The 14,923-nt window shown below is 71.7% G+C and carries 13 protein-coding genes; 6 read left to right on the forward strand and 7 right to left on the reverse strand.

Features of this window, described 5'->3' with window-relative positions:
• Positions 1-31 precede the first annotated feature (31 nt).
• Positions 32-1,033, reverse strand: coding sequence for a LacI family DNA-binding transcriptional regulator (locus ACZ5VD_RS07285; protein WP_468681300.1), 1,002 nt, complete (start codon positions 1,031-1,033; stop codon positions 32-34).
• A 110-nt stretch (positions 1,034-1,143) separates the two neighbouring features.
• Between ACZ5VD_RS07285 and ACZ5VD_RS07290 the strand changes: the two genes are divergently transcribed.
• Positions 1,144-2,304, forward strand: a complete 1,161-nt coding sequence (locus ACZ5VD_RS07290; protein WP_468548376.1) for a Gfo/Idh/MocA family protein — start codon at positions 1,144-1,146, stop codon at positions 2,302-2,304.
• Here ACZ5VD_RS07290 and ACZ5VD_RS07295 read toward each other — a convergent pair.
• The gene (locus ACZ5VD_RS07295; RefSeq protein WP_468681302.1) at positions 2,285-3,316 is read right to left on the reverse strand and encodes a LacI family DNA-binding transcriptional regulator; all 1,032 of its coding nucleotides are present in this window, start codon (positions 3,314-3,316) and stop codon (positions 2,285-2,287) included. The two genes, ACZ5VD_RS07290 and ACZ5VD_RS07295, sit on opposite strands and share 20 nt — an antisense overlap.
• Before the next feature lie 133 nt (positions 3,317-3,449).
• Between ACZ5VD_RS07295 and ACZ5VD_RS07300 the strand changes: the two genes are divergently transcribed.
• The 4 genes from ACZ5VD_RS07300 (at position 3,450) to ACZ5VD_RS07315 (ending at position 7,508) form a co-directional block, all read left to right on the forward strand.
• Positions 3,450-4,616, forward strand: coding sequence for a phytanoyl-CoA dioxygenase family protein (locus tag ACZ5VD_RS07300; protein WP_468681304.1), 1,167 nt, complete (start codon positions 3,450-3,452; stop codon positions 4,614-4,616).
• A 16-nt stretch (positions 4,617-4,632) separates the two neighbouring features.
• Entirely contained in the window at positions 4,633-5,409 is a 777-nt protein-coding gene (locus tag ACZ5VD_RS07305; RefSeq protein WP_468681306.1) for an SDR family oxidoreductase, read from the forward strand.
• A 72-nt stretch (positions 5,410-5,481) separates the two neighbouring features.
• Positions 5,482-6,486 (forward strand): Gfo/Idh/MocA family protein, encoded by a 1,005-nt coding sequence (locus tag ACZ5VD_RS07310; protein WP_468548372.1) that lies wholly within the window; start codon positions 5,482-5,484, stop codon positions 6,484-6,486.
• Positions 6,483-7,508, forward strand: a complete 1,026-nt coding sequence (locus ACZ5VD_RS07315) for a Gfo/Idh/MocA family protein (protein ID WP_468548371.1) — start codon at positions 6,483-6,485, stop codon at positions 7,506-7,508. Before ACZ5VD_RS07310 ends, ACZ5VD_RS07315 begins: the two co-directional genes overlap by 4 nt.
• Before the next feature lie 55 nt (positions 7,509-7,563).
• On the opposite strand, the gene ACZ5VD_RS07320 is transcribed toward ACZ5VD_RS07315, so the two are convergent.
• The 5 genes from ACZ5VD_RS07320 to ACZ5VD_RS07340 are packed head-to-tail and all read right to left on the reverse strand — an operon-like array spanning position 7,564 to position 12,534.
• Positions 7,564-8,604, reverse strand: a complete 1,041-nt coding sequence (locus ACZ5VD_RS07320; protein ID WP_468681308.1) for a Gfo/Idh/MocA family protein — start codon at positions 8,602-8,604, stop codon at positions 7,564-7,566.
• Between the two features lie 10 nt (positions 8,605-8,614).
• On the reverse strand, positions 8,615-9,517 hold the full coding sequence (locus ACZ5VD_RS07325; RefSeq protein ID WP_468548369.1) for a sugar phosphate isomerase/epimerase family protein: 903 nt from the start codon (positions 9,515-9,517) through the stop codon (positions 8,615-8,617).
• Position 9,518: 1 nt separating this feature from the next.
• Complete coding sequence (locus ACZ5VD_RS07330; protein WP_468548368.1) at positions 9,519-10,433, reverse strand: ATP-binding cassette domain-containing protein; 915 nt, start codon at positions 10,431-10,433, stop codon at positions 9,519-9,521.
• 5 nt (positions 10,434-10,438) lie between these two features.
• Entirely contained in the window at positions 10,439-11,515 is a 1,077-nt protein-coding gene (locus tag ACZ5VD_RS07335; RefSeq protein WP_468548367.1) for an ABC transporter permease, read from the reverse strand.
• Positions 11,515-12,534 carry a sugar ABC transporter substrate-binding protein gene (locus tag ACZ5VD_RS07340; RefSeq protein WP_468548366.1) on the reverse strand — a complete coding sequence of 340 codons (1,020 nt, stop codon included), beginning with the start codon at positions 12,532-12,534 and terminating at the stop codon, positions 11,515-11,517. The genes ACZ5VD_RS07335 and ACZ5VD_RS07340 overlap by 1 nt, the downstream gene beginning before the upstream one ends.
• 499 nt (positions 12,535-13,033) lie before the next feature.
• Between ACZ5VD_RS07340 and iolD the strand changes: the two genes are divergently transcribed.
• Positions 13,034-14,920 (forward strand): 3D-(3,5/4)-trihydroxycyclohexane-1,2-dione acylhydrolase (decyclizing), encoded by a 1,887-nt coding sequence (gene iolD / locus ACZ5VD_RS07345; protein ID WP_468681311.1) that lies wholly within the window; start codon positions 13,034-13,036, stop codon positions 14,918-14,920.
• The last annotated feature ends 3 nt before the right edge of the window (positions 14,921-14,923 follow it).

A 14,923-nucleotide genomic window follows, 5' to 3' on the forward strand; every position in this document is an offset into this window, starting at 1 on the left:
TCGTCCCGATGCCGGGCGCGGCGGAACGCCTTCACATGGCGCCCGGCGGGGCCGCGGTGGTGCCGCGGATCTCCAGGGTGGGGGTGGCCAGGTGGAGGCGTCCGGCTCCCGCGGCTCCCTCGAAGCGGTCGAGGAGACAGCGGGCGGCGTGCCGGCCGACCTCGTGGCCGGCGTTGTCGACGGTGGTGAGCCAGAGGTGGCGCAGCCGGGAGAGGCTGGTGTCGTCGTAGCCGGTGACGGACAGGTCGTGCGGGACGCGCAGGCCGAGCTCCTCTGCCGCCGAGAGCACGCCGACGGCGGTGATGTCGTTGACGGCGACCACGGCGGTGGGCCGCCCGGGCCGGCCGAGCAGCCGGACGGCGGCCCGGAAGCCGCCCTCCTCCGTCAGGTCGCCCGGCTCGACGAGCGCCTGGTCGGCGAGGCCGTGGGCGCGCGTCACCGCCTCGAAGCTGGTGCGGCGCAGGTCGCCGACGGCTCCGTGGCCCGAGATGTGCGCGATGCGGCGGTGGCCGAGGCCGATGAGGTGCTCGGTGACCAGTCGCGCGCCCCGCTCGTCGTCGCCCGCGACCACGTCGACGCCGGGCGGGACGGGTTCGCGGGCGCCCGCGACGACGACCGGCATCCGCGCGGCGGCGACGGCGGCCGGGTCGGGCAGGGTGCCGACCACGACCAGGCCGTCGACCTGGAGGTCCAGGAAGGGCCGGGCGAGGTCCTGGCCGGTGCGGCGGTTGAGGCGGGCGTCGCCCAGCAGCATGTGCAGGCCGTGGTCGTGCAGGAGCGGGTTGAGGCCGTCGAGCAGGTCGACGAACCAGGGGTTGCGGAGGTCGTTGAGGAGGACTCCGACGGTGCGGGTGCGCTGCTCGCTGAGGCTGCGGGCGGCGGCGTTCGGCCGGTAGCCGAGCTCCCGTACGGCCCGCAGTACGGCCTCCCGCTTCTCGGGGCGCACCTGCTCGGAACCGCGCAGGACCAGCGAGACCAGCGACTTGGAGACGCCGGCCCGCTCGGCCACGTCCCGGATGGTCGGCTGTCCCATGGGGTGGACCGTTCCACGTGGATGGTCGCCCTGTCAAAGGGTTGACACCTGGCAGAACCCCGCTCAGGGTGGCCTGGACAGAGTATGGACCGGTCCAAAGAGGGGCTGTCATGGTGGATGCGTTCGGGGTCGCCGTCGTCGGGTTCGGCTGGATGGGCCGGGTGCACACCCAGGCGTACGCCCGCGTCCCGCACCACTACCCGCGGCTCGGCCTGCGGCCGGAGCTGGTGATGGTCGCCGAGGAGGTGCCGGGCCGGGCCGAGGAGGCCGCCGCGCAGTTCGGGTTCGCCTCGACGACCCGCGACTGGCGCGAGGTGGCGGCCGACCCGCGGGTGAAGGCGGTCAGTGTCACCGCGCCGAACTTCCTGCACCGTGAGATCGGTGTCGCGATGGCCGAGGCCGGCAAGCACCTGTGGATCGAGAAGCCGGTGGGGCTGAGCGCGGCCGACGCCCGGGCGGTCGCGGACGCCGTGGCCGAGGCCGGCGTGCACAGCGCCGTCGGCTTCAACTACCGCAACGCGCCCGCCGTGGAGGCGGCCCGCGAGCTGATCTCGGCCGGTGACATCGGCACGGTCACCCATGTCCGCATTCGTCTCTTCAGTGACTACGCGGCACATCCCGAGGGTGCCCTGACCTGGCGGTACGAGCGGGAGCGCGGCGGCAGCGGAGTGCTGGGCGACCTGGCCTCGCACGGCGCCGACCTGGCCCGGTACCTGCTCGGCGACATCGCCTCCGTGACCGCCGACACGGCGATTTTCGTGCCGGAGCGGGCCCGCCCCACCGGCGCGACGGCCGGGCACAGCCGCGCCTCGGGCGGCGAACTGGGCCCGGTCGAGAACGAGGACTACGTCAACTGTCTGCTGCGCTTCGCCTCCGGCGCCCGCGGTGTCCTGGAGGCCTGCCGGGTCTCGGTCGGCGAGCAGAACAACTACGGCTTCGAGGTGCACGGCACCCGGGGGGCGGTGTTCTGGGACTTCCGGCGGATGAACGAGCTGGGTGTCAGCCGCGGCACGACCTACCAGGACCAGCCGGTCAGCACGGTGTACGTGGGCCCCGGCGACGGCGAGTTCGGCGCCTTCCAGCCGGGCGCGGCGAACTCCATGGGCTACGACGACCTCAAGGTCGTCGAGGCGTACCGCTTCCTCCGCTCGATCGCCGAGGGCACCCCGCACGGGGCCACCTTGGCGGACGCCGTGCGCAGTGCCGCCGTACTGGACGCGATGGCGCGGTCGGCCGAGAGCCGCTCGTGGGTCAACGTGCAGGTGGCGTAGGCATGTTGTAGGGCGTCACGACCTGGATCGCGGACGGCAGGGTGGGTCCCGCGGGCGGCAGCGCGCCGTGGGCGCGCATCACGAGCCGGCAGGCCTCCCGCAGGTCCTGGCGCAGGTCGTGGTGGAGCACCGCGGACAGCCGGTGGGCGCGCAGCAGTCGGGTGTTGTCGTGGTCGAGGTCGTGGGCGACGAACACCGCGCACTCCCGGCCCAGGTCCTCGAAGGCGCGCAGGGTGGCGATGTTGCCGCCGCCGATCGAGTAGACCGCCCGGATGTCCGGGTCGCGTTCCAGCGCGGCCCGGACCAGGTCGTACTGGGTGGCGTCCAGGCCCTGCCCTTCGGCGATCTCGACCAGGGTGCGGTCCGGGTGGAGGGTGCGCATGGCGCTGCGGAAGCCCATCTCGCGTTCCTCCTCGTTGCGGAAGAAGCCGCTGCTGAGGCTGGTGAGGACATTGCCGGGGCGGTCGCCGAGCCACTGGCCGGTGAGGTACGCGGCGGTCGCGCCGGCCGCCCGGTTGTCGATGCCGACATAGCCGAGGCGGGCGGTTGCGGGCAGGTCGGTGACCAGGGTGACGACGGGGATGCCCGCGTCGGCGAGGCGGGCGACGGCCGCGGTCACCTCGGGGACGTCGGGGGCCTTGACGACCACGCCCTGCGAGCCGCGCCGGGCGATCCGGTCCAGGGTCCGGGTGAGTTCCTGGACCGGGCCGGTCTCGCGGAAGTGGAAGCGGGAGCGCACGACGGCCGGGTGCAGGGACGGCAGTTCGGCCTCCAGGGCGGCCCGGACGGCCGTGGAGAACCGCTCCGGGGTCTGCATCACGATGTCGATCATGAAGGTGCGGCCGACCAGCCGGACCTGGGTGCGCTGCCGGTCGAGGTCGGTGATGGCCTGCCGGACCTCGCGGACGGTGCTCTCGCGCACGCCTCCCCGGCCGTTGAGGACCCGGTCGACGGTGGCCTCGCTCAGGCCCGCCTGACGTGCGATCTCCCGGATCGGGAAGGGGTGACCCACCGGGGACTCCTTGAGGGGTTTTTGATGGCTCGCTGCCGGTTGTTCGAGGGGTTTGTACTGACAAGAATGACAGAGCCGAGCCACCCCGTGACCGGCTGCGTGTCGCTCCCCGTGACTCGAAAGAAGGACGCCGATGTCCGTCACCACCGCTCAGCACCCTGCCTGGCTGACCGAGCAGGACTGTGATCTCGATGTCTTCCGCTCGTTGGTCGAGCGCGCGACCGACCTCGCCGACCATCCGCACGCCTCGGCGGTCGAGGGCAACGTCCTCGTCTACGACAGCGAGCGGCTCCGGGCGGCCGGTGCGGGCCGCGAGGTGCGGGCCGAACTGGTCCGGGCGTTCACCGACGGGCCCGGCGTCGTGGTGTTCCGGGGCGCCTTCCCCGACCCTTCGGTCGTCGACCGGCTGACCGGTGCCTTCGACGCCCTGATCGGCGAGCAGCGCGCCGCGGGCACGGACGCGGGCGACCACTTCGCCAAGCCGGGCGCCAACGACCGGGTGTGGAACGCGCTGGAGAAGGCGGCTCTCTACGACCCCGAGGCGTTCGCCGACTACTACGCCAACGACATCCTGGCGCTGGCCTCGACCGCCTGGCTCGGCCCCGGCTACCAGGTGACCTCGCAGGTCAACGTGGTCAACGCGGGCGGCGCGGCCCAGACCCCGCACCGCGACTACCACCTGGGGTTCCTCTCGGGCGAGGTGGCGGCCGGCTACCCGGCGCACGTGCACCGCCTCTCCCCCGTGCTCACGCTCCAGGGCGCGGTCGCGCACGGCGACATGCCCGTGGAGTCCGGCCCGACCATGTACCTGCCGTACTCGCAGCGCTTCGAGCCCGGCTACCTCGCCTGGCGGCTGCCCGAGTTCCAGGCGTACTTCGAGGCGCACCACGTCCAGCTCCCGCTGGCGAAGGGCGACGCCGTCTTCTTCAACCCGGCGGTCTTCCACGCGGCCGGGACGAACCGCACCCTCGACACCCGGCGCGTGGCCAATCTCCTCCAGGTGTCCTCGGCGTTCGGGCGGGCCATGGAGACGGTGGACCGGGACGCGGTCACCAACGCCGTGTTCCCCGTGCTGCGCAGGCGCCGGGCCGAGGGCGCGGACGAGGCCTGGCTGGAGCGCGTGATCGCCGCGAGCGCCGAGGGCTACCCGTTCCCCACCAACCTCGACAGCGATCCGCCGGTCGACGGCACGGCCCCGCCCTCGCAGGCGGACGTCGTACGTCGGGCGCTGCGCGAGGAGTGGACCCCGCGCGCTCTTCGGGACGAGCTGCGGGCCGGCGCCGTACGGCGCGAGAGCTGAAAGGACCTGACCACCTATGGGGCTTCTCGACGACAAGGTCGTCCTCGTCAACGGCGGCAGCCAGGGAGTGGGCGCCGCCATCGCGCGGGCCGCCGTCCGGGAGGGCGCGGTGGTGGCCGTCACCGGCCGGCGCGCGGAGCCCGGCGACGCTCTGGTGGCGGAGCTGACCGCGGCCGGCGGCAAGGCGATGTTCGTCCGGGCCGATCTGGCCGACGCCGAGCAGGCCAAGGCGTCCGTCGCGCAGGTCGTGGCGGCGTACGGCCGCGTCGACTGCCTGGTGAACTCGGCCGGGCTGACCTCGCGGGGCACGCTCCTCGACACCACGCCCGAGCTGTTCGACCAGCACATCGCGATCAACCTCAAGGCGCCCTTCTTCGCCATGCAGGGGGCGGTGGCGGACATGGTGGCCCGGCAGGCACCCGGCACGGTCGTCAACATCATCACGTCCTCGGCACACGGCGGGCAGCCCTTCCTCGCCCCCTACGTCGCCGCGAAGGCCGGCCTGATCGGGCTCACCCGCAACGCGGCGCACGCGCACCGCTTCGACCGGGTCCGCATCAACGGGCTGAATATCGGCTGGACCGCGACCGAGGGCGAGGACGCCACCCAGAAGGCCTTCCACGGCGCCGGGGACGACTGGCGAGAGGAGGCCGCGGCCCGGCTGCCGATGGGCAAGCTCGGCCAGCCGGACGAGATCGCCGACTTCGTGGTCTTCCTCCTGTCCGACCGGTCGGGCGTGGTCACCGGATCGGTGATCGACTGGGACCAGAACGTGCTCGGCGGCCTCGACTGACCTTCCCCGTCCCACCCTCATCACCCCGCACCACCCGCTCGCAGTACCCCGCACCCAAGGAGCACCACCCCCATGCGCATCGGAATCCTCGGCCTCGGCCGCATCGGCGCCTTCCACGCCGAGACCCTCTCCGGACTCGACACGGTCACCTCGCTCGTCGTCGCCGACCCGTTCGCGGAGGCCGCCAAGGCCGCCGCCGAGCGGTTCGGTGCCACGGTCGCGGACTCCCCCGAGGCCGTGCTGGCCGCCGGGGTGGACGGCATCGTCGTCGCGGCGGCGACCGACGCCCACCCCGCGCTGATCCGCGCCGCCGTCGAGGCGGGTGTCCCCGTGTTCTGCGAGAAGCCCGTGGCCCGCACCATGCGGGAGGGCGTCGAGGTCCTCAAGGCCGTCCAGGGCAGTGGCGTGCCCATCCAGATCGGCTACAACCGGCGCTTCGACGCCGGGTTCGTCGCCGCGCGGGCCGCCGTGCGAAGCGGTGAGCTGGGCAAGCTGCACACCGTGCGGTCGACCACGCTGGACCCGGCGCCGCCGCCGGCCGCGTACATCGCCGCCTCCGGTGGCATCTTCCGGGACTGTTCGGTGCACGACTTCGACATCATCCGCTGGGTGACCGGCCGTGAGGTGACCGAGGTGTACGCGGTCGGCGGCAACCGGGGCGCCGACTACATCAAGGAGGCGGGCGACGCCGACACCACGGGCGCGATCCTCACCCTGGACGACGGCACGATCGCGGTGGTCTCCAACTCCCGCCACAACGCCCGGGGTTACGACGTCCGCATGGAGCTCCACGGCTTCGAGGACTCCATCGCGGTGGGCCTGGAGGACAAGCTGCCGCTGCGCTCGGTCGAGCCCGGCGTGACCTTCCCGGCCGGCACCCCGCACGACTTCTTCATGGACCGCTTCACCGAGGCCTACCGTGCCGAACTCACCGCGTTCACCGAGGTCGTGGCGGGCACCCGCACCTCGCCGTGCACGATCGAGGACGCCCTGGAGGCGGGTTGGATCGCCGACGCGTGCACACTGTCGCTGGGCGAGCACCGCCCCGTGACGATCGAGGAGGTACGGCAGGCATGAGCGAACCGGGCCGGGAACCACTGCGCATCGGAGTACTGGGCGCCGCGAACATCACCGAACGTTCCCTGGTGGAACCGGCCCGGGCGACCGGCCACCGCCTCGTCGCGGTGGCCGCCCGCGACCGCTCCCGCGCCGAGGCCTTCGCGGCCGCGCACGGCGTGGAGCGGGTGGCGGACTCCTACGCCGACGTGATCGCCGACCCCGAGGTCGAGGCCGTCTACAACCCCCTGGCGAACGGCCTGCACGGGCCGTGGAACCTGGCCGCCCTCGCGGCGGGCAAGCACGTCCTGACGGAGAAGCCGTCGGCGAGCGACGCCGAGGAGGCCGCGACGGTACGGGAGGCGGCGGCGAAGGCGGGAACCGTCTTCATGGAGGGCTTCCACTACCTGTTCCACCCCCTGACCCGGCGCCTGCACGAGATCCTGGACAGCGGTGAACTCGGCGAACTGCGACGAGTGGAGACGCTCGTCGCCATCTCCGCACCGGGCGCCGCCGACCCGCGCTGGTCGCTGCCGCTGGCCGGCGGTGCCGTGATGGACCTGGGCTGCTACAGCCTGCACGCGGTGCGGATGCTCGCCCCCTGGGCGGGCGGCGCGCCCCGGCTCCTGTCCGCGCGAGGCGGGGAACGCGCGGGCGCGCCGGGCGTCGACGAGTGGCTGGACGCCGAACTGGAGTACCCGGGCGGCGCCACCGCGTCGGCCCGCTGCCACATGGCGTACGACGCCGGGCTTCAGATGAGCTGCCGGATCGTCGGCTCCCTCGGCGAGGCGAGTGCCCCGAACTTCGTGCTGCCGCAGCTGGACGACCGGATCGTGGTGCGGACGGCGGAGGGCGAGCGGACGGAACGGCTCGGGACGCGGTCCTCGTACACGTACCAGCTGGAGGCGTTCGCGGACGCGGTGCGAGGCGGCGCGTCCGTCCCGGTGGACGCCGACGACGCGCTGGCGACGATGACGCTGATCGACGCGAGCTATCGGGCGGCGGGGTTCGAGCCCCGGCCGCGCACCACGATCGGCGGCTGACGCCAGTGGGGCCCCGGCCGGTCCGGCCGGGGTCCCACGTCGGGCTCGCGGGAGGTCACGCGTACAGCGCGGGCTTCTCCACAAGTTCCACCGGGACCCGGCCGCCGTCGTTCAGCGCCCGCACTCCCGCCTCGCAGACCGCCGCGGCGGCATAGCCGTCCCAGACGCTCGGGCCGGTCACCTCGCCGCGGCGGGTGGCGTCGGCCCAGGACTGGACCTCGCGGTCGTAGGCGTCGGCGAAGCGGACCGTGTAGTCCTGGTCGACGGTGCCGCCCCAGCGGCCCGCCATGTGGGTGACCATGGCGTGGCCGTCGCCGACGCGGGCGGTGCCGCGTTCGCCGACCACCTCGGCCTGGACCTGGTAGCCGAAGCCGCAGTTGACGAAGATCTCGACGTCACTGACCACGCCCCCGTCCGTCTCGAACACGACGAACTGGGGGTCCTGAAGGTCCTCCGGCGCGCTCGCGGACGGGGTCGGGCGCAGCACGGTGACGGCCGTGATCTCGTGGCCGAGCAGCCAGCGCGTCACGTCGCTCTCGTGCGCGACCGAGTCGCTGATGAGCATGGCGCTGGTGAAGCCCGGCGGGCTGGCCACGTTGCGGTGCCGGTGGTGCAGCAGCAGCGGGCGGCCCAACTGCTCTGTCCCCAGGAGGGCCTTGAGTCTGAGGTACTCGGCGTCGTAGCGCCGCATGAAGCCGACCTGGACCAGCCGTCGGCCCCGTGCGCTCTCCGCCTCCAGCACACGCAGCGCGGAAGCCGCGTCCGGGGTGAGCGGCTTCTCGCACAGCACCGGCAGGCCGTGCTCGAAGGCGGTGAGCAGGGCGGCCTCGTGGGCGGGGCCCGGGGAGGCGACCAGGACGGCGTCGACGTCGGCCGCCGCCATCGCCGCGGCCGGATCGGTGTAGGCAGTGCAGCCGTCGACGGGGCCCGCGACCGTCTTGGCGCGCTCCGCGTCGACGTCCACGACGGCGGTCACCCGGGCTCCGCTGATGACCTGTCGGAGACGTCGGACGTGGTCGGCGCCCATCCGGCCGGCGCCGATGACGGCGACCCGGAGCTCTCCGGTCGTGCCGGTCGTGCCACGAGGGGTGGTCATGGTCGTCCCTTCAGGCGCCGCAGGACCTCAGGAACTTGCGGGTGCGGACCGCGATGGGCAGCGGCTTGTCCGGCTCGCAGGGGTACATGTCCTGCTCGACGATCGCGAACAGCTCGACGCCGAGTTTCTGCGCGGCCACCAGAACCGGTTCCAACTCCGGCACTCCGGCGGGCGGTTCGCACATCACCCCGCGCTGCACGGCGGGCCCGAAGGGAACCCCGTCGCGTACCACGTCGGCGAGGACCGCCGGGTCGACCTGCTTGAGGTGGAGGTAGCCGATGCGCTCGCCGTACGTCTCGATGAGCTTGACGCTGTCCCCGCCGCAGTAGGCGTAGTGCCCCGTGTCCAGGCAGAGGTTGACCAGTTCGGAGTCGGTCGAGTCGAGGAACCGCTCGACGTGGTCCTCGGTGTCGAGGTGGGTGTCGGCGTGCGGGTGGACGACGATGTCGAGGCCGTAGGCCTCCTTGACCTCGTGGCCCAGCCGCTCCATGCCCTTGGTCAGGTGGGCCCACTGGGCGCCGGTCAGCTCCGGCGGCTCCAGGATCTCGGCGGTCTTGTCGTCGCGCCAGAAGGACGGGATGACGACGAGATGCCGGGCGCCCATGGCCTGGGTGAGCGCGGCGACCTGGCTGACGTGCTCCCAGGTGGACTCCCAGACGGAGGGGCCCCGGTGCATGCCGGTGAAGACCGTGCCCGCCGACACCTTCAGGTCGCGCCTGGCGACCTCGTCCCTCAACTTGGCCGGGTCGGTGGGCAGATAGCCGTAGGGGCCGAGCTCGATCCACGGGTAGCCGGCCTCGGCGACCTCGTCCAGGAAGCGTTCCCAGGGCACCTGGACCGGGTCGTCGGGGAACCAGACGCCCCAGGAGTCGGGGGCCGAACCGACCCGGATCCGGTCGAGCGGGGCAGCCATGTCAGGCCTTCCCTTCGCCGGCGGGTGCGGTGGGTGCGGTGAGGTCTTCGGCTTCGGGGAGTTTGTCGACGTCGACGCCTCGGACCTGGGACAACTCGTGTTTGAGGGCGGCGAGTTCGGTGCCGCCGGCCATGTGGTTGGTGAGTTCTTCGAGGCTGACGTCGCTGCGGGCGGCGGAGAGTTCCATGGTGCCCAGGCGCAGCACGCTGAAGTGGTCGCCGACCATGTAGGCGTGGTGGGGGTTGTGGGTGATGAAGATGACGCCGAGGCCGCGGTCGCGGGCGGCGGCGATGTACTTGAGTACGACGCCGGACTGTTTGACGCCGAGGGCGGCGGTGGGCTCGTCGAGGATGAGGACGCGGGCGCCGAAGTAGACGGCGCGGGCGATGGCCACGCACTGGCGCTGGCCGCCGGAGAGGGTGCCGATGGGCTGTTCGAGGTTGTCCAGGACGATGCCCATGTTGCGCAGTTCCCGGTCGGCGGTCTTCTTCATCGTCTCGATGTCGAGACGGCGCACGGGCCAGGGGCCCTTGGTCATCTCGGAGCCGAGGAAGAAGTTCCGCCACACCGGCATCAGGGGGACGGTGGCGAGGTCCTGGTAGACGGTGGCGATGCCCTTGTCGAGGGCTTCGCGCGGGGTGGAGAACCGTACCGGGGTGCCGTCGACGAGGAACTCGCCCTCGGTGTGGTGGTGCAGGCCGGAGATGATTTTGATGAGGGTGGACTTGCCGGCGCCGTTGTCGCCGAGCACACAGGTGACCTGGCCGGGGTGGACCTGGAGATCCACACCGTGCAGGGCACGGATGTTGCCGTACGACTTGCCCGCGTTGCGCAGTTCGACGAGGGGATGGTCGCCGTTCTCGGGCGCGGTGTCCTGGAGGATGGCGCCGTGTGTTCCGGCTTCGTTGGTCGTCATTCGGGTCACCTCCGGGTCGCGGTGCGCTGGACCCACAAGTTGATGAGGACGGCGCCGAGGAGCATGACGCCGAGGAAGGCCTTGAACCAGTCGGGGTTCCAGCCGGCGTAGACGATGCCCTGCTGGACCATGCCGAACATGAAGGCGCCGAAGACCGGGCCGATCGCGGAGCCGGCACCGCCGGTCAGCAGACAGCCGCCGATCACGGCCGCGGAGATGTAGATCAGCTCCTGGCCGACGCCCTCGCCGGACTGCACGGTGTTGAAGGAGAACAGCTGGTGCATGCCGACGAACCAGGCGCCCAGGCCGACCAGCATGAACAGGGAGATCTTCGTGAACGCCACCGGCACACCGACCGCCCGCGCGGACTCCTTGTTGCCGCCGACGGCGAAGATCCAGTTGCCGTACTTCGTGCGCAGCAGCAGCCAGGTGGCCAGGGCGGCGAAGACCAGCCAGTACACGACCGTGATCTTCACCTGGACGCCGCCGACGTCGAAGGAGGACGCGAACAGGGATTTGGCCTGGTCGAATCCGTCCATGTCGCTGATGTCGTCGGTGGCCACGTTGCCGGTGACCAGCTTGGTGACGGCCAGGTTCACGCCCTGGAGGATCAGGAAGGTGCCCAGCGTGATCAGGAAGCTGGGCAGGCCGGTCTTGACCACCAGCCAGCCGTTCAGGAAGCCGATCGCCAGCGACACCAGGAGCGCGACGATCACACCCACCCAGACGTTCATGCTCAACTGGTAGCTGAGCATGGCCGCGGTGAGCGCGGAGGCGATCACGGCGACGCCGGCGGAGAGGTCGAACTCGCCGCCGATCATCAACAGGGCCACCGGAATGGCCATGATCCCGATGGTCGACGACTGGTACAGGATGTTGGCCATCGCGCTGCCGTCGCGAACCGGCGGCGCCGAGACGAGGAAGAACACGTAGACCGCGACGGCGCCGAGGAAGACGCCCACTTCGGGGCGGGCCAACAGGCGGAGCGCCAGGGGCCGTCGGGAGGTCCGGCCGTCGGTTTCCTTCGGGCCGGGGGCCGGCGGTGTGGTCACCGCCGGCTCGGCATGCTGGGTCATCCCCATCACCTGGTGCCCTTCGCGGCGAAGGCCGCGACGGTGTCGACGTTGGTCTTGTCGACGAAGGCGGGACCGGTCAGCACGGGCTGCTCGCCGCCGCCCATGTAGTTGCCGTTGTTCTTGTAGAGCCACAGCGAGTCGATCGCCAGGTAGCCCTGGAGGTAGGGCTGCTGGTCGACGGCGAAGTCGATGGTGCCCTTGTCGATGGCGCCGGTCAGGTCCTTGTTGAGGTCGAAGGTGGCGATCTTCGCCTTGCTGCCGGAGTCGGCGACCGCCTGCACCGAGGTCAGCGCGAAGGGGGCGCCGAGGGTGACGACGTAGTCGATGGACTTGTCCTGGCTGAGCTTGGCGGTGATCGTCGACTTCACGGACGGCATGTCGGTGCCGTTGACGTTCAGCGTCTGCAGCTTGCCGGTGAAGGTCTTCTCCACACCGGCGCAGCGCTGGGTGAGGCCGATGTTGCCCTGCTCCTGGATGACACAGACGGCGTTCTTGGCGCCGGCCTCGTTCAGCCGCTTGCCGAGCGCCTCGCCGGCCACGGTCTCGTCCTGGCCGAAGAACTCCATCAGGCCGAGCTTCTGCCACTCGCTGACACCGGAGTTGAGGCCGACCACGGGGATCTTCTTGGCCTTCGCCTTGCTCACGACGTCCTTGAGGGCGTCCGGCTTGGCGAGGGTGATGGCGATGCCGTCGACCTTCTGGTCGATCGCGTTCTGCACCAGGTTGGCCTGGTTGCCCGCGTTCGGGTCGGCGGAGTAGATGAGCTTGATGTTGTCCTTGGCGGCGGCGGCCTCCGCGCCCTTGCGGACGATGTCCCAGAAGGTGTCGCCCGGCGACTGGTGGGTCACCAGGGCGACCGTCATCCGGGGAGTCGAGGCCTTGCCCGCAGAGGCACCGGCCTCGCTCTCCTCGGACTTCTTCCCTCCGGAACTGCTGGAGCAGCCCGCGAGAGTCAGGGCCGCGGCCGCGGCGACGGCCACCACGGGGGTGATTCGGCGGGAACGGAAGCGAGAAGAGCGGTCCATCTTTCCTGCACCTCACTGTGCTACGGGGGAAAGGCCATCACGGGGTGTCGGGGACCCGGGACCTTGAAAGAAGATTCGGGTCGTACGCCGCGAAAAACGCGACTGGTGCGCTGGGACGGGATCCAATCCTCTGGGCCGCCCACTGTCAATACTTTGTTAAGACATCATTTCACAAGCAGGTCCGAATGTAAGTACAAACCATTGACAGTCAGGCCCTCCGCGCCCTACACCTGGGTACGACGGATCTTTCGGGACCCGTCTCCCCCCGCGCAGCGCAAGGAGGTCGTCCATGGCCGGACCTGCCACTTTCACCGACCTGATCACTATGGGCCGAATCCGAGTGGATCTCCACCCCGTCCAGTCGGACGTGCTCCTGACACAGGCGGTTGGGGAGTCTATCTCCACCGCCGGCCACGGGAGTTCGGGGCCCACGACCGCCGGCTGACTCCCGCGGACGACGCCTTCCCCCCACAGCCACCCCCGCCCAGTGAGGATCCCGATGAGTCACCCCGCGAGCGTCCGTCTGACCGTCGCCCAGGCGCTGGTGCGGTTCCTGTCCGTCCAGTACACCGAGCGCGACGGGGTACGGCACCGGCTGATCGCCGGAACCTGGGGCATCTTCGGCCACGGCAACGTGGCGGGCATCGGGCAGGCCCTCGTGGAGGAGGGCACCGAGGTCGGGTCCGCGATGCCGTACCACCAGGGCCGCAACGAGCAGGCCATGGTGCACGCGGCCGTCGGCTACGCCCGCCAGCTCAACCGGCTCTCCGCGCAGGCCGTCACCACGTCGATCGGCCCGGGGGCCACCAACCTCGTCACCGGCGCGGCCCTCGCCACGATCAACCGGCTGCCCGTCCTCCTGCTGCCCGGCGACTACTTCGCCACCCGCGCCGCCGGCCCGCTGCTCCAGCAGCTGGAGCACCCCACCGAGGCCGACGTGTCCGTCAACGACACCCTGCGCCCGGTGTCGAGGTACTTCGACCGTGTGCTGCGCCCCGAAGCCCTGATCCCCGCCGCGCTGAACGCCATGCGCGTCCTGGCCGACCCCGCCGAGACCGGCGCCGTCACCCTCGCCCTGCCCCAGGACGTCCAGGCCGAGGCGTACGACTGGCCGGCCGGGTTCTTCGCCGAGCGGGTGTGGCCCGTACGGCGTCCCGCGCCGGACCCGGCCGAGCTGACCGAGGCCGTCCGCGCCCTCAGAGCCGCCTCCCGGCCCTTGATCGTCGCCGGCGGCGGCGTGCACCACAGCGAGGCCGAGGAGGCCCTCAGGGCGCTGGTGGACGCCACCGGCATCCCGGTCGCCTCGACCCAGGCCGGCAAGGGCTCCCTGCGCCACGACCACCCCGCCGACCTCGGCGGCATCGGCCACACCGGCACGGCGGTCTGCGACGACCTCGCCCGCACCGCGGACCTGGTCATCGGGGTGGGCACCCGCTACTCCGACTTCACCACCGCCTCCGGCACCCTCTTCCAGAACCCGGACGCCCGGTTCCTCAACCTGAACATCACCGCGTTCGACGCCCACAAGCTGGCCGCGCGGACGCTGGTCTGCGACGCCAGGACCGGGCTTGAGGCGCTCACCGCCGCCCTCGAAGGGCACCGCGTGGACCCGGCGTACGTCACCGAGTACCGCACCGGCCGGGACCGCTGGGACCGGGTCGTCGAGGCCGCCTACCGCTGCGACGACGAGAACGCCGTACCGACCCAGACCCAGCTGCTCGGCGCGCTGGACGCGGTGGTGGGCGACGAGGACGTGGTGATCAACGCGGCCGGCTCGCTCCCCGGCGACCTGCACAAGCTGTGGCGGGCCCGCAGCCCCCGTCAGTACCACCTGGAGTACGGCTACTCCTGCATGGGCTACGAGATCCCCGCCGCGATCGGCGTCCAGCACGCCACCCCGGACACGCCCGTGTGGGCGCTGGTCGGCGACGGCACCTATCTGATGATGCCGACGGAGATCGTCACGGCCGTCCAGGAGGGCCTGCCGGTCAACCTGGTCCTGGTGCAGAACCACGGCTACGCCTCCATCGGCGGTCTGTCGGAGTCGGTCGGCGGGGAGCGCTTCGGCACCCCTTACCGCTTCCGGGCCGACGACGGCACCTTCACCGGCGCCCCGCTCCCCGTCGACCTCGCCGCCAACGCGGCCAGCCTCGGCATGGACGTGCTGCGCGCCAGGACCATGGGCGAGCTGCGGGAGGCACTGGCCACGGCCCGCGCCTCGGACCGGCCCACCTGTGTGTACGTCGAGACCGACCCGACGCCGACCGCTCCCCCGGCCGAGGCCTGGTGGGACGTACCGGTGGCGGAGGTCGCCTCCCGTGAGGCGGCCGTACGGGCACGGGAGGAGTACGACCGTCAGGTCGCCGCCCGCCGCCACCACCTCTGACCC

It is taken from the genome of Streptomyces sp. NPDC032822 (assembly GCF_055578825.1).